Origin of the sequence: Bacillus cereus group sp. BfR-BA-01430 (assembly GCF_022663115.1) — a bacterium.
Taxonomy (GTDB): Bacteria; Bacillota; Bacilli; order Bacillales; family Bacillaceae_G; genus Bacillus_A; species Bacillus_A cereus_BD.
On the sequence record NZ_JAKUEW010000001.1, the window covers coordinates 462931 to 480775 of the forward strand.

Genomic DNA, 17845 nt, shown 5'->3' on the forward strand with positions numbered 1-17845 from the left:
TCTGTCTGACTGACAAATTTATGGTAACATAGAAAAGGTTGCAAAAAAGATGGGAAAAATTTCATAGGCTATAAAATTTCCTATTTTATCCTAGATTAAGAGGAGAGTAAAAATAGGAGAACACTAGATTATAAAAGGAATTGTTAGCAATTTTATCTTTGCTAATAAAGGTGATTTTTTGGTGAAAATTACCACTGATTCACTATAAGAAACCTCTCATATCAAAGGTTTTCGAAGTTTTGGAAGGAATATAATGGATGTTTTTTTAACAAAACTGTAATGTTTTTGTTGTTATTTTTTATCGGACAGTAACATATTTTTAATCTTGTAGCGGATAAAAAAAGCGGCTATCTCTTTACATAGAAGAAAGGGATAGCCGTTTTCCTATTGTTACATATATTATGAGTTATACTCAATTGCCTCTAATAGTAGATCTACAATATGAACTCCTCGCATTTTATGAGAGAGATGTTCACGTTCAATACCAAGTTTCATTTGTAATAAACAACCTGGATTAGCAGTAACGATTGTAGTTGCATCTGTTTCATGGACACGTTCCATCTTGTAATCTAAAAATTCCATTGATAATTCGGAATGAACAATATTATAAATGCCAGCTGAACCACAGCACCGATCGGCATCTTTCATTTCTCGATATGTTATGCCTTGAATTGCTTGTAGGAGCATACGTGGCTCTGAGGACGTATGCATTACGTTTCGCAAATGACAAGAATCTTGATACGTAATAATTTGCGGTGGCAGGCGTAAATCAGTTCGTTTATGGAAATTTAACTCAACTAAAATGGCTGTAATATCTTTTATTTTTGCAACAAACTGTTTTGCACGTTCAGCCCACTCTGGATCATCTTTTAATAAGTGATCATAATCTACAAGATATGCTCCGCAACCACCAGCATTTGTAATAATATAATCAATGTTCAAATCCTCAAAAGCTTTAATATTTCGTTTCGCAAGTTCTTTTGCTCCCATCTTTTCACCAGCATGACCATGGAGCGCGCCGCAGCAATTTTGATCTTTCGGGATCACAACATCACAACCAGCAAGTTGAAGAAGTTTCATCGTTGCATTATTTGTTTCTAAGAACATCGTATCCATTAAACATCCTGTAAAGAAAGCAACACGTTTTTTCTTAGTCACTTGAGCAGGTAAAAATTCTGGACGGTTTTTCATTTTTTTCATCTTTGGTACTTTTGGTAAGACAAGATCCATCGTTGCAAGTGTTTCAGGAAATAGCTTCATAATCCCTGTTTTATGTGTAAATGTTTGTAAACCAGAGCGTTGGTAAAATCCAATGAGTCCTGTTAATGTGCGCATGCGGTTTTGATGGGGAAATAGCCCCTCAAATACCATCTTACGAACAGCTTTCACAGGCATAGAGAACTTTTTATTTTGATTAATAATATCTCGTGCCTCTTCTAATAGGTGGCCATAGTTTACACCTGATGGACAAACAGGTTCACAAGCGCGGCAACCAAGGCAAACATTTAATGTATTTTCAACATCTTCATCAGGCTCTATTAAACCATCAACGACCGCTTTCATTAAAGCGATGCGCCCGCGGGGGGAGTGAGACTCCTTATAACCAGATTGAATATAAGTAGGACAAGTTGGTAAGCAAAATCCGCAACGCATACAGTTTAATAGTTCATCTTCATTCAAGCGCTCTTTAAATTCTTTTTGAATTTGTCCTTTGTTCAATGTTGTCATTGTTCGACCACCACTCTTTTACGAGAATCTTTGGCGAACATTTTTCCAGGATTCATAATATTGTTTGGGTCGAAAGCTTGCTTAATTCCTTTCATAGCCGCGATGCCCTCTTTGCCTAATTTTAATTCTAAATAAGGAGCTTTCATAGCACCTACTCCATGTTCACCTGTAATAGTACCGCCGAGTTTAATAGCTGTTTCAAAAATTTCAGCAAAGGCTTGTTCAGCGCGGTGCATTTCTTCTTTATTGCGAGCATCTGTCATACAAGTTGGATGTAAGTTTCCATCACCAGCATGACCAAATGTACAAATTGAAATGTCGTATTTTTTAGCGATTGCATTAATTGCTTCCACCATTGGAGCAATTTGTGAGCGAGGAACAGTTGCATCTTCTAATATTGTTGTCGGTTTTAATCTTGCTAAGGCAGAAAGGGCGCTACGACGTGCGGTACGCAGTGCATCTGCTTCTTGCTCATCTTTTGCAATACGCACATCAACCGCATGCATCGCGCGGCAAATTTCAGCCATTTTTTCAATATCACGATTCACCACTTCACTTGCACCATCTTGTTCAATGAGAAGAACGGCTTTTACATCGGTAGGCAGGCCGATTTGTGCAAATTCTTCTACGACTTCAATTGTCGGCTGATCTAAAAATTCAAGTGTTGCAGGAATGATTTTATTCGCAATGATAGTAGAAACTGCTTGTGCAGCTTCATTCATATCTTGATATAATGCGAGCATTGTTTTCTTTGTTTCAGGCATTGGAACGAGTTTTAAAATAGCCTCTGTTACAACACCAAGAGTACCTTCCGAACCAACGAATAAACGAGTTAAATCATAACCTGCTACATCTTTCGCTAATTTACCACCTGTTCGGATGATATCACCATTTGGTAAAACGATTTCAAGACCGATTACATAGTCTCTTGTTACACCATATTTTAAGCCGCGTAAGCCACCGGAATTTTCATTAATATTCCCGCCGATTGTAGAAATTTTCATTGAGCTTGGGTCCGGTGGATAAAAGAATCCTTTCGCTTCTACAGCATTCATAATAGCAAGTGTAATAACGCCAGGTTGCACAGTAACTGTTAAGTTTTCTTCATCTATTTCTAATATTTGATTCATATGACGGAAAATCAAAACAACGCCGCCTTCAAGTGGACATGTTCCTGCGCAAAGATTTGTACCAGAACCACGAACGTACACAGGCACTTTATGCGTGTTGCATACTTTTAGCACTTCGGATACTTCATTTGTATTACGTGGTGCAACAACTGCATCAGGAATCGATTGAAAGTTTGGCGTCGCATCATAACTGTACGTTAAACGACCCATATTGGATGTATCTACATTATCTTGACCAACAATAGATACAAATGAATCAATAATATGTTGTTCTAACATTAAAAATCCCCCTCAAACTGTTGACTTACTATCCTATTCATCAGAGTTTGATTTATTTCATGATTTGCCTTTGTGAAACAAACCAATCACATTATGAGTACAAGCATTTCTCAAGTAAATTGTTTTTCTCCCGTGAATAACCTTGAGATTGTTGACATGCTTCTGAAAGAAAATAAGAATAAAAGCGTTGTCACAGTGTTTTCATTAATAATGATAAAAAAGTAGGGAATTTCTTTCTATATATAAACAACTAAAGATTAGTTCGTTTTTTCGCTCTTTTTTGTATGATTATCCAATAGGAGAAGAGCGAAGTATAAAACAATTAAATCTTTCAATTGTTTTGGATTCAGTCCTGTACAGTCTTCGATTTTTTTTAACCTGTAATGCAATGTATTAATATGAATATGTAAACTTTCAGCAGTTTGTTTATACGACTGATTGTGCTCAAGAAATAGTCGTAATGTTTGCATCAGTTCTCCTTCAGATAATAAAGGAGCGATTGTACGTGTAAGAAACTCTTTCCGCGTTTCGGCGGTAATATCTTGTAAACACATTTCCAATCGTAAGTCTTCATGAAATACAATTCCTTTTGTTTCAAAGGCGACGGAAAGGGCACGCAATGCTTGTTCATAAGATATATGCATTTCGTTAGGCATAACAGTTTGACCGATTCCAATATACACTGTAATCGGAAATAAAGTTTCACAATCTTGTTTTAAGCGTTTGAAAAATTGAAAGGCTTTATTTTTGGATTCGATTGTAGTAAATAAAATAAAGCGGTCATTTCCCCATCGTACAAATAATGCATCTTTTGTTAATAGATTGCGAATATGTTGCCAAATTTTTCTTTGCAACATTGCGTCATCTTGATCGAAGGAGATTAAAACGAGTTGTTTCTTTTTATATAAATCGATTCCAAGTGTTTTGGCGCGATCTAAAAAACTAGGTGACCAATCATTACTTTGAAGCCAATCAAATACGAATGCTTCATAGGAGCGCTGTTCCAGTTCTAACTGTTCTAGAAAATAATTTTCATGGATAAGCAACTCGGTCATTTTTCGTAATATTTCTCCGTATGGTGAAATGTTTTTTGGGTCACCTGTTATGCCGATCACACCGATGACTTCATCGTGAAAAAGGAGTGGGAGATTCATTCCAGCTTTGGCGCCTTGTAAATGTTGTTCGTCCTCTTTTGTAATAATGACAGTTTTCTTTTCTTTTGCACAACGAAGGGCTCCTTCATGAAACTGTCCCATTCGCTCGAAATCTGTACTCGCAATGATGATCCCCTGTATATCAATAATGATAATATTCCCTGTAATGAGTCTTCTCACTTCACGGACAATTTTATTTGCTAAATCAGGAAAAAGCATAATTTGCACACCTCTACTTTTATTTGTTGTACATTATATATGTTGTCGTTGTATAGATATAGGAAGATTTCACACTTTCCTCACAATTATTTGTTATTTTACAATTATAACGAAATCATCTACAGATGGAGGGAATCTCTTGAAGAAATACTTATTTCTTCTATGTTTTTTGTTTCTGTTAGCAGGGTGTAATGAAAATTCGTATACACCGATTGCAAAACATAAAAGTGTAGTTATAACAACAAACATAAAAGAAGGCAGCATTAGCTTTATTGATAAAAAGGTAAAAAAAGTAATCGCATCATGGGAGCTGCAACAACCTATTACTGGTGTTACGATACTTCCAAATGGTGAAAATATGCTTGTATACGGAAAGCAATTAGAATATATATATATCTATTCGTTAACAGAAGGGAAACAAACGAAGAAGTGGAAGACAGGAAAAGGAATTGCAAATATTATTGTAGCAAATGATGGCAAGCAATTGTTTCTGGCGGACCAAAAGGAACAAAAGATACGATTTTTTACGATAGATGGGAAAGAGACAGGGAATGTTCCTGTAGCAAAAGGCCCTCTGACAATGGTGCAACATCATAAAAATTTATATGTACTCAATTTTTATGATACAGAGCTATCTATAATCGATTTAGAGAAAAAGCAGGTTAAACAATCTTTTGTAGTACCACCAGCATCGACAGGAGCTATAGTGAGTAGCGATGGAAAGGAAATATGGATCGGCGGACATGGAGATGGAAAGCAAGTGAATGAAAAAGTACTTGTATATTCACTGCGTAATGGAGAAATGCTTCGTTCGTTACATGCACCATTTATGCCGATTAGTATTTCTAGGGACGGAAAATTTGTATACGTCTTAAGTCATGGATCAAATATGCTTCGAAAGTTTGATGCGGGAACATATCGAGAATTAGGAGCAACCGAAGTAGGTTCTAATCCATTTGCTTTTTTAAAGAGTGGGGAAGAAGGATATGTCGCCAGCTATGATAGTGACGAAGTATACATCATTGATATAAAGGATATGAAGAGAAAACAAACGGTTGCAGTTGGCAAAGGGCCATTTCACTTGATAGAGAGAGAGGGGAGAGGAAAATGAATAAATATAAAGTATTACTTGTTGATGACGAGAGTGATATGAGGCAACTTGTTGGCATGTACTTAGATAACTTTGGTTATGAATGGGATGAAGCAGAAAATGGAAAAGAGGCACTTTTAAAATTAGAAGTAGCACATTATGATTTTGTTATTTTAGATATTATGATGCCAGAGATGGATGGAATTGCCGTTTGTAAAGAAATTAGGAAAACATCAGATATTCCAATTATTTTTTTAACGGCTAAGGGAGAAGAATGGAATCGAGTAAATGGTTTACGAACTGGTGCGGATGATTATGTTGTGAAGCCATTTAGTCCCGGGGAACTGATTGCACGTATGGAAGCTGTACTTAGACGATATACAAAGCAAGAGCAACAAGAAGAACTGGAATTTGGCCCAATACGTATGAATGAAAAAAGCAGGAAGGCTGAAACGAACGGTAAAACCGTTTCTCTTACGGTAAAAGAATTTGATTTATTATATTTTCTTTGCCAGCACCATGGACAAGTATTTAGCCGGGAGCAGTTATTAGAAAAAGTATGGGGATATGACTATGCAGGAAGTACAAGAACGGTGGATACACATGTGAAAACAATGCGTTTGAAACTAGGAGAAAGCGGAAACTGCATCCAAACGGTTTGGGGTGTAGGATATAAATTTGAGGTGTAATATGTTTACAATGGTACAGAAGCTTTGGCTTACAGTTGTATGTGCAGTATGTGTAACAGTTTCTTTTCTTTATTTTGTGTCATTATACTCGTATGAAAAATTATATGTTCAAAATATGAAAGATACATTAATTGTAGAAGGAAACAAACTTGTTTCACAATATAATAAACATGAAGGGGTTTCAGCATTTGAGGAAAAGGTAAGGATGTTTGATAGAGTCTCTCATGCAGATGTACTGTTTGTAAATAACCCGCGTGATTTAAGTGCGTGCTTACCTTTCGATGTACACTATGATTCAATTATTAGTGAGCAGGATCGACAAATATTATTAGACGGTAAAACAGTGACAAAGGTTGGATATGAGGAACATTTTAATCGGAATATTATGGGCGTAGTTATTCCTGTTTTAGAAGAAAAGAAATTAGTGGGAATTGTATATTCTTACATCCCTTTAAAAAGTATTAAAGATTTAATATTTGATATGGGAATTATTTTAGCACCGTTAGTGCTTATTATAGTAATACTTACTGTATGGATTGGCCGAAAAATTATTATTGCGATTACAAAGCCACTTTCACAAATGGAACAGGTTGCAAACCATATGGCAACGGGGGACTTTTCAGAGCGCATTACCATTTCATCTGAGGATGAAATGGGGCGCCTTGGAAAAGCATTTAATAAAATGGCTACTTCATTGGAGAATGAAGATATAAAGCGAAAGGAATTTTTAGCGAATGTTTCGCATGAGCTTCGGACACCACTTAGCTATATTAAAGGATATAGTGAAGCGATTTTAGATGGTGTGGCAAAGGGGAAGCAAGAGAAGAAATTTATGCAGCTTATTCATAAAGAGGCAGGACGGATGCAGCGACTTGTGCATGATTTATTAGATTTAGCTCAATTAGAGGGGGAACATTTTCCTCTTCAAAAACAGCCAATTGTCTTTGCACAGCTTATTGAAGATGTGGTTGAAACGTATGAATGGAAATGTGCCGAAAAACAAGTGGAAATTTCAATGGAACTAGATCCGGATATTATTGTAATGATTGATGAAGATCGAATGCAACAGGTGCTTCATAACATATTGGATAATGCTATACGCTATACAAATGAAAAGGGAAAGATTACAGTGCAGCTACAGAAGCTGGAGAAAGATTGTCAGTTGAAAATAATAGATACAGGAATTGGAATTGAACGAGAACATGTAGAACAACTTGGAGAAAGATTTTATCGAGTTGATAAAGCGAGAAGTCGTCAGCATGGCGGGACTGGGCTCGGACTTGCGATTGTAAAACAAATTGTGCACATTCATGATGGGAAATGGAAAATTGAGAGTGAAAAAGGAAAAGGAACAACTGTTATTATACAATTACACAGGGAGTAACGAAGAGAAGATAGGGTAGTGCAAGATAGAATGGTAGGGTTTTTATGGAAATAGAGGATAAAAATAATATAGTATGCAGAGAAAAGGAAGAGAAATGGAAGAATTATCAATTTTCTTCCTCTATATAGTGAAAAATTGACGATTTTATGAACAAAACATTTGTACTTCTTGCCAATTCGTTCTAAAATAGGTATGATGCTTAATTCTTATAAATCGTTTTAATTGTTGTTTGGATGATACTGAGGTGATTTCACTGGAATACAAATCTATTAAACCAAAAAAAATTTACGAAGAGGTATCTGAAGCCATTTTAACAATGATTAAAAATGGTACGTTAAAACCTGGAGACAAACTTCTTCCTGTACATCAATTAGCGGAGCAGTTTCAAGTGGGCAGATCTGCGGTTCGCGAAGCGTTAAGCGCGCTTAGAGCGATGGGCCTAATTGAAATGAAACAAGGAGAAGGAACATATGTGAAGAACTTTGATTCTTCTTCATTAACAAAATCGTTAAATCATACGTTATTAATGAAGAAGGAAGATATTTTGAATTTATTAGAAGTGCGAAAAGTGCTTGAAGTGGGGGCAGTTCGAGCAGCAGCAACAAAGCGCACGGAAGATAATTTGCAAAATATGAGGCATTGGTTAGATGAAATGGAAAAAGGTATTGGAGATGAAAAAGCTGGTGAAAAAGCAGATTTTCATTTTCATATGGCAATTGCAGAAGCTTCACATAATAAGATCTTACTTGAGCTTATGAATCATGTTTCAGAAATGATTGCTGAAACGATTGGTGAGTCAAGGCGCATTATTTTATATGGTGAACAAACGACAGCAGAACGACTTTTAGAAGAGCATCAAGCGATTTATGAGGCAGTATTGGGGCAGGATATAGACTCTGCACAACAAGCAATGCTAAATCATTTAACGAATGTAGAGCATATTGTCACAGGTAAAAAGATATAAATTCGTGATTTGGTCTTTCAAACAGTTACTGTTTCATCAAATAGAGAAAGATTAACTGAGCGTTTTTTTAGAAAGGGAGATTTGGGCGTTGGTTGAGCCTACTTCTTCTTTTTCAGTCATCTGATGACCATATGATTGTGAGCTAGATTGTAATGAGGGGGAATTAAAATTATGAAAGTTACTTTATTTGTTACTTGCTTAGTCGATATGTTTGAAACAAATGTCGGTAAAGCAACAGTTGAAGTGTTGGAGCGTTTAGGTTGTGAAATTGAATTCCCAGAAGCGCAAGTTTGTTGTGGGCAACCAGCTTATAATAGCGGGCACGTAGAAGCAGCAAAAGAAGCGATGAAGCACATGATTGAAACTTTCGAAGATGCAGAATATATTGTTACACCTTCTGGATCTTGTGCGACAATGTTTCACGAGTATCCACACGTTTTTAAAGACGATCCAAAGTGGGCAGCGCGTGCACAAAAAGTAGCAGACAAAACATATGAATTAACACAATTTATTGTAGATGTGTTAAAAGTTACAGATGTTGGAGCTAGTTTAAAAGGAACAGCAACTGTTCATAAATCTTGTCATATGACACGTATGCTTGGAGTAAAAGAAGCACCAGGAATTCTACTATCTAATGTAAAAGGATTAACTGTAAAAGAACTACCAAACGTGCAAAATTGTTGTGGTTTTGGGGGAACGTTCTCAGTTAAGATGACACCAATTTCTGAGCAAATGGTAGATGAGAAAGTAGATAGCGTGATGGAAACAGGCGCAGATTACTTAATTGGTGCAGATTGTGGGTGCTTGTTAAACATTGGCGGACGTATCGAGCGTTTAGGGAAAAAAGTAAGAGTCATGCATATTGCTGAGGTACTGAATAGTCGCTCATAAAGGGGGAACATAAGCTATGTCTATGAAAATCAGTGAGAAAAAATTTAATGATCGCGTTGGTGACGGAATTCAAGATTCATTTATGCGCGGTGCAGTAACTTCTGCACAGACGCGTTTACATACGAATCGTCTAAAAGCAGCAGATGAATTAGGAAATTGGGAAGAGTGGCGTGAACTTGGTGAACAAATTCGCCAACACACTTTAGAAAATCTTGATTATTATTTAATGCAACTGAGTGAAAATGTATCAAAACGAGGCGGAAATGTTTTCTTTGCGAAAACAAAAGAAGAAGCAGCTAACTATATTCAAGAAATAGCGAAAAAGAAAAATGCGAAAAAAGTTGTGAAATCAAAATCAATGGTAACCGAAGAAATTAGCATGAACCACGCACTTGAAGAAATCGGTTGCGAAGTTGTTGAGAGTGACTTAGGAGAATATATTTTACAAGTGGACAATGATCCGCCATCTCACATTGTTGCACCAGCACTTCATAAAAATAAAACACAAATTCGTGATGTCTTTAAAGAAAAATTAGGATATGAAAACTCTGATGATCCATATGAAATGACAAAATTTGTTCGTAAGCATCTTCGTAAAAAATTTATGGATGCTGAAATTGGGGTAACAGGTTGTAACTTTGCGGTTGCAAATACAGGGTCTCTTTGCTTAGTAACAAATGAGGGGAACGCAGACCTTGTTATGTCTATTCCGAAAACACAAATTGCGGTAATGGGTATGGAGCGTATGGTTCCAACTATGGAAGAGCTTGATGTTTTAGTTGGTTTACTATGCCGTAGTGCAGTAGGACAAAAACTAACAAGTTATGTAACAGTAGCTGGTCCAATTCAAGAAGAAGAAATAGATGGACCTGAAGAATTCCACTTAGTGATTGTAGATAATGGACGTTCTGAAATTTTAGGATCTGAATTCCGCCAAGTACTGCAATGTATTCGTTGTGCAGCATGTATTAATGTGTGCCCTGTATATCGTCACGTTGGTGGACATTCTTACGGTTCTATTTACCCAGGCCCAATTGGAGCTGTTTTATCTCCACTTTTAGGTGGATATGACGATTATAAAGAACTTCCATATGCATCTAGTCTGTGCGGAGCTTGTACAGAAGCATGTCCAGTAAAAATTCCATTACATGATTTACTATTGAAACATCGTCAAGTTATTGTTGAGAAAGAAGGACGTGCACCACTTGCAGAAAAATTAGCAATGAAGATGTTTAGTATGGGTGCTTCTTCAGCCGCTTTATACAAAATGGGATCAAAAATGGCACCAGCTGCATTAAGCCCATTTACATCCGGTAACCGTGTTACAAAAGGAGTAGGACCACTAAAAAATTGGACGGAAATCCGTGAGTTCCCAGCTCCAAGTAAAGAAAGGTTCCGCGATTGGTATAAAGATCATAAGAAAGGCGGGGACAAGTGATGGCAGGAACAATTCAAAATCGTGATTCTTTTTTAGATAACATTGCAAAAGAACTTGGACGTGCACGTAAGACAGAAGGAGTGCAGCGCCCGGCATGGAAAAACAATGTAAATCTTGAAACATTAAAAGATTATTCAGAGGAAGAATTATTAGAAGTATTTAAAAAACAATGTGAAAACATTCATACAACTGTAATTGAAACAACAAAAGATGAGTTAAAAGAAGCGATTCAAAAAATGATTGCTGAAAATGGTGGAGGACCTATTTTAGTATCTGATGATGAACGTTTTGAAAAGTACGGTTTAACATCTTTGTTTAAAGAAGAGCTTCCAAGCCAAAATGTTGATGTGAATATTTGGGATCCGGAGGGAAAGGACGAAAATATTCGTTTCGCTGAAAAAGCAAACATTGGAATTGCATTCAGTGATTATACATTAGCGGAATCTGGTACGATCGTTGTTCAAAGTCGTAAAGGACAAGGTCGTTCTTTACACTTCTTACCAACTATATACTTTTCGATTATTCCGCGTGAAACAATTGTACCTCGTATTACACAAGCAGTTCGTGATATGAATGCACGTGTTGAAAAGGGAGAAGCGGTAGCATCTTGTATTAACTTTATTACAGGTCCAAGTAACTCAGCTGATATTGAAATGAATCTTGTTGTTGGTGTACACGGACCATTAAAAGCATACTATTTTGTAGTATAAAATGAAGAAAAGCAGGCGATAAATAGCCTGCTTTTTTTAGTGAAATTAAAAAAACGGTCATTAGCAAGATTGTGCTCTCTTTGGTATATTTTGGGGAGAAAGGGGGAGGAAGTAGTGCTCTTATATATATATGTATTTGTAACAGGAATCGTGCTCGGATCCTTTTACATTGTTGTGGCTCTTCGTGTACCAAGGGGAGAATCTATTATTACTCCGCGCTCATATTGCCCTCATTGCCAGCATAGATTACGGCCTAAAGAACTGATTCCTATTTTGTCATTCTATATGCAAAAAGGTCGTTGTACACATTGTAAAAGGAAAATATCTTATACTTATCCGATAGTGGAATTGATAACGGGAAGTTTATTTCTTATTTCAGTATGTATGGTGGGAGTGGGACAAGAATTAATTGTCATTTGGACACTTTTTTCTTTACTCGTTATGATTACACTTACGGATCTTTTTTATATGATGATCCCCAATGCCATATTACTTAGTTTTAGTTGTATTTTTCTCCTCGAATATATGGTAAGCCCGTTTATTTTTTGGTTTGATAGTGTGCTTGGTGGAGGCATTATATTTTGTATATTGTATGTGCTCCGAAAGATACACCCAAACGGTCTCGGAGGTGGCGATGTGAAATTGTTATCTCTACTTGGATTTGTGCTAGGAATAAAAGGGATTTTAATTACGCTTTGTATTGCTTCTTGCTCCAGTCTTTTCTTTTTAGGGATTTGTTTCCTATTTAAGCGAATGAATATAAGAGATCCCTTGCCGTTTGGCCCTTTTATTGCACTTGGAACAATCTGTTATGTCGCTATGCAATTTTGGGAATAGGGGGGCACATCGCTATTAAGCTAAGAAAAATTGAACTCTATAAAACAATGGGGACAAATGAGATAAGTTTTAAAAGAAAACGTAAAATAACTTCAAAATCAATTTTTATCCCGCTATATTAGGGCAGTAAGACTCCCACCTCAAGATGCAGAGAAAAGCAAGGAAGATAGTAGGGCTGCACGTAACAGCCCGATTGGTGAGGGCTCATAATCCGTGGGGGATGAAGAAGACCCCCACGGATTAAAGTTTCACTTTATCCCTCTTTTCAATATTTCTTTTCTGCAAATAATATTTCAGTTAGTGGCATATTTTTTTACGGTAGAATGGATTGTATAAGCGTAAATTTGTAACGAATTATTTGAAGAATGCTAGTAAGTGATGCCATACGTTAAATGAGAACAAGTCAATTTATAAAAAATTTCACAAATCGATCATGTATCTCAATTGTTTGCGCTCACACTAAATTTCTGAGGAGAAAATTGATTAGGATGGATTGGAATAAGGTGAAAAACAGGTTGAAAATACGTTTAATGGCATGATATTGCTTGCACAAGATAAAAAAATTCTATTACAAGGTGCCTATGGAGAAGCTTCTATTCAAACACATGCTCCCATGCAATACAATCAACGTTTTAACTTAGTTTCTGTATCAAAACCCATAACAGCATGAGGTATTTTACTATTAGTGCAAGAAAATAAAATTAGATGACGATATTACCCAATGGTTTACAAAATTACTATAGCCTACAACTTCCTTAAACTGGCGAAAAAAACAGATTGTTTGAGGAAGGAAATTAAAAAAATAATAAATCCCATAGAGAAAATACTTTTTCTCCACGGGATTTAGTCAATGAAAGGAGCTTTTTGGGTAGTTCCTTTCATTCATGTTTCATATGAGCTTGCAAAGGAATGATTTCCTCTTGAGGAGCGACTTCACCAGCATTTGTTGTTTCTTTTGTTAAATAATGATATACCATCCCTACAAAGACGGATCCGCCAATAATGTTCCCGATTGTGACGGGAATTAAATTGTGAATAGCACCAGCAAAACTAATTGTATCAGGGTGTGGCGATAGTAAAGATAGGGCAAATAATGATAAGTTTGCAATGCTATGCTCATAACCGGACAAGAAAAAAGTAAAAACAAGGAACATCATCACAAGAATTTTCGCTGTATCACCTTTCACTTGAGACGGAAGAAAGCAAGCTAAACAGACAAGCCAATTACATAAAATAGCTTTAAAGAAAAGTTGGATTGTAGGTGTTCCCATTTTGATTTCCACAACTTTATTCATCAAATGTTCATGATCGATTGTTTCAAAAATTCCAGTTGCATAAAATAATAATGCAAAAAATAATGCTCCTGCTAAATTGCCTACATAACAAGTAATCCAGTTACGGAATGTATCGGAAATAGTTGTTTTGTTTCTTAAAGTAGAGACTGTAAAATACATTGTATTTCCTGTAAATAATTCAGCCCCACCGTATATGATTAATACGAGTGCAATACCGAAAAACATAGAAGCAGCTAAATAAGTTGCTGGAGAATTTTCTATATTGAAGAAATTACCTAATTTAAAACATAGTACAATAATAAAGCCGATATAAATGCCAGCAAGTGCAGCACGAATGAAATATTGCATTAAATTTTTGTCTAGCATTTCTTTTTTTTTCTGAGCAAGTTTTACAACGTAAGTCAATCCGTGTTCTAGCATAATAATTGCGCTCCTTTGTGTAAATACTCTTTATATGACTAAAGTACATGGATTCGATTTCATTTTCAATAAAATTGTGAAACGTTTCACAAAAGGGACACATATGAAAACAAAAAGTAGAGGGATTAAGATGTCATTTATTTGCTATTTGCGAACATTCAGATGAATAGTGAGGGCTCATAATCAGTTGAGGATAGAGACAATTGTCATTGATTACAGTTTCAACTTATTTGAAAAAGTAGGAAGGATGAGTGAGTTTATGTAATAAAAGAAAAAAGCGCTGTAATTACAACGCTTTTTCATCAAAATTCTTTTGCATAGTATTTGTTTTTGTATCTTTTGAGAAGAACCAACCACCAGCTGCAATTCCAACTAGTACAATCCAGAATCCAATTTTCCATGGAGCAGATTCAGGGAATGAATGAGGGATAACCCCTAAAGCTGGATGAGCTAATGTGTAAACAGCAAGTTTTACCCCAACCCAACCTACAATCAAGAAGGCAGCTGTTTCTAGTCCTGGTTTCCGTTTTAATAAGTGTACGAAAGCAGATGCAGCAAATCGCATAATGATTAAACCGATTATACCGCCTGCAAAAATAACAAGGAATTGACCTGTATCGAGGCTACCAATAGTACCTAATCCTGTTTTTGGTAAAGTCATTGCCAATGCAACAGCAGCTAAAATAGAATCAACTGCAAATGCTATATCAGCAACTTCGACTTTAAATACCGTCCACCAAAAGTTTTCTTGTTTTTTCTTTGTGTCTGCTTCTTTCTGCTTCGTTTCTTCATTTGTATTCTTTCTCATATAAGTTTTGAACAAATGGTTACCTGCAATAAACATTAAATAAATCGCACCTAGCGCCTGCACTTGCCATACATCGACTAAGAAAGAAATGATAAACAGTGATCCAAAGCGAAATACGAAAGCACCAGCTAACCCATAAAACAATGCTTTTTTTCGTTTTTCTTCGGGTAAATGTTTTACCATAATAGCAAGAACAAGTGCATTATCTGCTGCTAAAATTCCTTCTAATGCAATTAAAATAAGTAATACCCAACCGTACTCCAAAAGTAATGATACATCCATACACATTCTCCTCTCATTTGTATAAATCCTAAACGAGTGACGAAAATCCCCACTGTTTAGTTTCCCCATACTCCTACCTATCAGCGGTAGAAGAATCTAGAAAAGAATGCAAAAAAGACCTCTGCCGTTGATAGGCAAAGGTCTTGCTAGACATATGTAATGAAAATGCCAACAAAGCCGGAAGAACTAAGTTCTACGTAATGACGACTTTGTTTCCAAGAATTATTTCTTGGACGCTACTCCCCTTTGGAGATATGTTATTGTAGTTATATTATATGAGTGATGGAATTGGTTGTCAACCTGTTAAAATATCTTCGTTTGGATATTTTATTTTTTTTCGCTTTTTACGTGCAAAGGAAAAGGCTAGCGTTAGTGGCCCCATCTTTCCAAAGAACATCATAAATATAATAATACATTTTCCAATGAGAGTTAACTGCGGTGTAAGTCCCATACTTAATCCAACGGTTCCAAATGCCGAAAAAACTTCGAATGCACTCATGAAAAGAGGAGCTTGTTCAGTAATGCTTAAAATAAGTATGGAAAAGAAAATAAATGAAATGGATATGACAGTAATGGTTAAAGATTTAACGATAAGGGTATCTTTTATCGACTTTTTAAAAATAACAATATCATCTTGTTCTTGAAGAAACTTAAATACACCGAATACCATAATTAAAAAGGTTGTTAATTTAATACCACCTCCTGTAGATGCACTACCAGCCCCGATAAACATAAGTAGCATCATAAGCAAAAGAGAGGGTTTGGAGAGCTGTGCAATATCAACTGTATTAAAACCAGCAGTACGTGTTGAAACGGCTTGAAAGTAGGCAGCTAATGCTTCTTCAAATGGTGTGAATCCTTTCATGGAGATAGAATTATGAAATTCAAATATAAAAATTAAAAGTGTTGCAACAATATTGATTATAAGGGTAGAAGAGAGCATAAGTTTAGAATGTAAAGTCAGTGTTTTAAAACTCTTTTTTCGTTTTATATCCACGATGACTGTAAAACCAATCCCTCCTAAAATAATTAAAGACGAAATAACAACATTAACAAGAATACTGTGAGATTGAGACATTAAATTGTCACTCCAGATGGAAAAACCGGCATTATTAAATGCAGAAATGGAGTGAAATAAACTATAATAGAATCCTTTCGTCGAACCATATTTAGGAATCCATTCGAACGAAAGAAAAAGAGCTGCAATACACTCAACTGTAAACGAAAATATAAACAAAGATTTGACAAGGCGGATTACACCACCAATATTTGTTTGATTTAATGCTTGTTGGAGTAATATTCGGTTTTGAAGTCCAATTTTTCTTCCTAACATAATCGCAATGAATACGGCAAAGCTCATAATACCTAGTCCGCCGATTTGAATGAGAAATAAAATGACACATTGTCCAAATGTAGTGAATACTTTTCCTGTATCAACAACACCTAGTCCAGTAACGGTACAGGCAGAAACAGTTGTAAATAAAGCATCTAGCCATGAAATAGAAGTTGTCGTTGAAATGGGGAGTTTTAATAAGCATGTTCCAGTAATGGAGAGCATCATAAAAGATAAAATGAGTACACGAGGTGGGCTCATTTTCATATTGATTCGTTTCATGTAATCTATCTGTCCTTTCAGTGTGCTCTTTGTAGTATGTGAAGAAGAAATATAAGGTATGTCTAAAAGAAAGAAGGCAGAATTTCTGCCTTCTAAATCCAAACGGTATAAAATTATCCACGCAATTGTTGTTGTGCTAAAGAAACAAGACGTTTTGTTACTTCGCCACCGACAGATCCATTCGCACGAGCAGCTGTATTCGATCCTAAGTTTACGCCGAACTCTTGCGCAATTTCGTATTTGAATTGTTCCAGCGCTTGTTCAGCACCAGGAACAAGTAATTTATTTGTTTTTACCATTTATACACACATCCTTGTCTATAATCCAGTTTGGTAACTGGTATCGTTATTGTATGTGTTATAGCGCCAGTCATACGCGGAAGTAATCGGAGGGATTAGTAGTTCTTGGATATACAAAAGGAGTAGCTCATTTGCTACTCCTTTTTGAGTGTCGTTGCGGTACCTTCGACAACAATAACATTTGATTGGTTATATATATTTGTTTGCAATGTAATGATTTTTTTATCATCACGTTTTTTTATCACTTCTACTATAACGCGTAATGTATCACCAATTTTTACAGGTGCACGAAAGGAAACATTTTGTGATAAATAGATGGTATTTTTACCTGGCAATTGCGTACCGAGAACAGTAGAAATAAAACCTGAAACAAGCATTCCATGTGCAATACGCTCTTTGAAGATTGTTGTTTTTGCAAAGGAATCTAGAATATGAATTGGGTTTACGTCCCCAGTTAGTTTTGCAAAAGCAAGAATATCTTCATTTGTAATGGTTTTTGTTAATGAAGCTTGGTCGCCAACTTGAATCTCATCGTACTGAAGCTCTTGAACAGATTGCGCTTCTTGAAATAGATTCATGTAATCCTCCTTCTTTTCCATATCGAAAAATGTAA

Annotated in this window: 16 protein-coding genes, 1 pseudogene and 1 riboswitch; of the genes and pseudogenes, 9 read left to right on the plus strand and 8 right to left on the minus strand. The window is 35.9% G+C overall.

Annotated features, from left to right (window positions below):
• Positions 1 to 399 precede the first annotated feature (399 nt).
• The 3 genes from MR058_RS02380 to MR058_RS02390 all read right to left on the minus strand — a co-directional run bounded on the left by MR058_RS02380 (position 400) and on the right by MR058_RS02390 (position 4510).
• Positions 400 to 1728: a (Fe-S)-binding protein gene (locus tag MR058_RS02380; protein ID WP_242142470.1), complete on the minus strand. Its 1329-nt coding sequence runs from the start codon at positions 1726 to 1728 to the stop codon at positions 400 to 402.
• Positions 1725 to 3137: a glycolate oxidase subunit GlcD gene (gene glcD / locus MR058_RS02385; RefSeq protein WP_242142471.1), complete on the minus strand. Its 1413-nt coding sequence runs from the start codon at positions 3135 to 3137 to the stop codon at positions 1725 to 1727. Before glcD ends, MR058_RS02380 begins: the two co-directional genes overlap by 4 nt.
• A gap of 257 nt (positions 3138 to 3394) precedes the next feature.
• A complete protein-coding gene (locus MR058_RS02390) occupies positions 3395 to 4510 on the minus strand; it encodes a CdaR family transcriptional regulator (RefSeq protein WP_242142472.1) in 1116 nt (371 codons plus the stop codon).
• 139 nt (positions 4511 to 4649) lie between these two features.
• Between MR058_RS02390 and MR058_RS02395 the strand changes: the two genes are divergently transcribed.
• The 9 genes and pseudogenes from MR058_RS02395 (at position 4650) to MR058_RS02435 (ending at position 13183) form a co-directional block, all read left to right on the plus strand.
• A complete protein-coding gene (locus MR058_RS02395; RefSeq protein ID WP_242142473.1) occupies positions 4650 to 5621 on the plus strand; it encodes a YncE family protein in 972 nt (323 codons plus the stop codon).
• Complete coding sequence (locus MR058_RS02400) at positions 5618 to 6289, plus strand: response regulator transcription factor (RefSeq protein WP_242142474.1); 672 nt, start codon at positions 5618 to 5620, stop codon at positions 6287 to 6289. The genes MR058_RS02395 and MR058_RS02400 overlap by 4 nt, the downstream gene beginning before the upstream one ends.
• A gap of 1 nt (position 6290) precedes the next feature.
• Entirely contained in the window at positions 6291 to 7673 is a 1383-nt protein-coding gene (locus MR058_RS02405) for a sensor histidine kinase (RefSeq protein WP_242142475.1), read from the plus strand.
• 316 nt (positions 7674 to 7989) lie between these two features.
• Positions 7990 to 8645, plus strand: a pseudogene (locus MR058_RS02410) (FadR/GntR family transcriptional regulator).
• A 163-nt stretch (positions 8646 to 8808) separates the two neighbouring features.
• Entirely contained in the window at positions 8809 to 9528 is a 720-nt protein-coding gene (locus tag MR058_RS02415; RefSeq protein WP_242142476.1) for a (Fe-S)-binding protein, read from the plus strand.
• 16 nt (positions 9529 to 9544) lie between these two features.
• Positions 9545 to 10966, plus strand: coding sequence for a LutB/LldF family L-lactate oxidation iron-sulfur protein (locus MR058_RS02420; RefSeq protein ID WP_242142477.1), 1422 nt, complete (start codon positions 9545 to 9547; stop codon positions 10964 to 10966).
• The gene (locus MR058_RS02425; RefSeq protein WP_242142478.1) at positions 10966 to 11676 is read left to right on the plus strand and encodes a LutC/YkgG family protein; all 711 of its coding nucleotides are present in this window, start codon (positions 10966 to 10968) and stop codon (positions 11674 to 11676) included. The genes MR058_RS02420 and MR058_RS02425 overlap by 1 nt, the downstream gene beginning before the upstream one ends.
• A 114-nt stretch (positions 11677 to 11790) precedes the next feature.
• Positions 11791 to 12513 (plus strand): prepilin peptidase, encoded by a 723-nt coding sequence (locus MR058_RS02430; protein ID WP_242142479.1) that lies wholly within the window; start codon positions 11791 to 11793, stop codon positions 12511 to 12513.
• Between the two features lie 535 nt (positions 12514 to 13048).
• Complete coding sequence (locus tag MR058_RS02435; RefSeq protein ID WP_242142480.1) at positions 13049 to 13183, plus strand: serine hydrolase; 135 nt, start codon at positions 13049 to 13051, stop codon at positions 13181 to 13183.
• 208 nt (positions 13184 to 13391) lie between these two features.
• On the opposite strand, the gene MR058_RS02440 is transcribed toward MR058_RS02435, so the two are convergent.
• From MR058_RS02440 to MR058_RS02460, 5 genes are all read right to left on the minus strand, one after another.
• Positions 13392 to 14228 carry a formate/nitrite transporter family protein gene (locus MR058_RS02440; RefSeq protein ID WP_242142481.1) on the minus strand — a complete coding sequence of 279 codons (837 nt, stop codon included), beginning with the start codon at positions 14226 to 14228 and terminating at the stop codon, positions 13392 to 13394.
• 286 nt (positions 14229 to 14514) lie between these two features.
• Positions 14515 to 15318, minus strand: coding sequence for a TerC family protein (locus tag MR058_RS02445; protein WP_242142482.1), 804 nt, complete (start codon positions 15316 to 15318; stop codon positions 14515 to 14517).
• Positions 15319 to 15400: 82 nt separating this feature from the next.
• Positions 15401 to 15575, minus strand: a riboswitch (yybP-ykoY riboswitch).
• A 38-nt stretch (positions 15576 to 15613) separates the two neighbouring features.
• Positions 15614 to 16933, minus strand: coding sequence for a TrkH family potassium uptake protein (locus MR058_RS02450; protein WP_242142483.1), 1320 nt, complete (start codon positions 16931 to 16933; stop codon positions 15614 to 15616).
• Positions 16934 to 17046: 113 nt separating this feature from the next.
• The gene (locus tag MR058_RS02455) at positions 17047 to 17232 is read right to left on the minus strand and encodes an alpha/beta-type small acid-soluble spore protein (protein ID WP_242142484.1); all 186 of its coding nucleotides are present in this window, start codon (positions 17230 to 17232) and stop codon (positions 17047 to 17049) included.
• A 134-nt stretch (positions 17233 to 17366) separates the two neighbouring features.
• Positions 17367 to 17810, minus strand: a complete 444-nt coding sequence (locus tag MR058_RS02460; RefSeq protein WP_242142485.1) for a MaoC family dehydratase — start codon at positions 17808 to 17810, stop codon at positions 17367 to 17369.
• Positions 17811 to 17845: the final 35 nt, after the last annotated feature.

Coding starts and splice junctions, on each gene's coding strand:
- MR058_RS02400 (WP_242142474.1), top strand. CDS start 5,618: ATGAATAAATATAAAGTATTACTTGTTGATGACGAGAGTGATATGAGG.
- MR058_RS02440 (WP_242142481.1), bottom strand. CDS start 14,228: ATGCTAGAACACGGATTGACTTACGTTGTAAAACTTGCTCAGAAAAAA.
- MR058_RS02380 (WP_242142470.1), bottom strand. CDS start 1,728: ATGACAACATTGAACAAAGGACAAATTCAAAAAGAATTTAAAGAGCGC.
- MR058_RS02445 (WP_242142482.1), bottom strand. CDS start 15,318: ATGGATGTATCATTACTTTTGGAGTACGGTTGGGTATTACTTATTTTA.
- MR058_RS02450 (WP_242142483.1), bottom strand. CDS start 16,933: ATGAAACGAATCAATATGAAAATGAGCCCACCTCGTGTACTCATTTTA.
- MR058_RS02455 (WP_242142484.1), bottom strand. CDS start 17,232: ATGGTAAAAACAAATAAATTACTTGTTCCTGGTGCTGAACAAGCGCTG.
- MR058_RS02405 (WP_242142475.1), top strand. CDS start 6,291: ATGTTTACAATGGTACAGAAGCTTTGGCTTACAGTTGTATGTGCAGTA.
- MR058_RS02420 (WP_242142477.1), top strand. CDS start 9,545: ATGTCTATGAAAATCAGTGAGAAAAAATTTAATGATCGCGTTGGTGAC.
- MR058_RS02390 (WP_242142472.1), bottom strand. CDS start 4,510: ATGCTTTTTCCTGATTTAGCAAATAAAATTGTCCGTGAAGTGAGAAGA.
- MR058_RS02435 (WP_242142480.1), top strand. CDS start 13,049: ATGATATTGCTTGCACAAGATAAAAAAATTCTATTACAAGGTGCCTAT.
- MR058_RS02460 (WP_242142485.1), bottom strand. CDS start 17,810: ATGAATCTATTTCAAGAAGCGCAATCTGTTCAAGAGCTTCAGTACGAT.
- glcD (WP_242142471.1), bottom strand. CDS start 3,137: ATGTTAGAACAACATATTATTGATTCATTTGTATCTATTGTTGGTCAA.
- MR058_RS02415 (WP_242142476.1), top strand. CDS start 8,809: ATGAAAGTTACTTTATTTGTTACTTGCTTAGTCGATATGTTTGAAACA.
- MR058_RS02425 (WP_242142478.1), top strand. CDS start 10,966: ATGGCAGGAACAATTCAAAATCGTGATTCTTTTTTAGATAACATTGCA.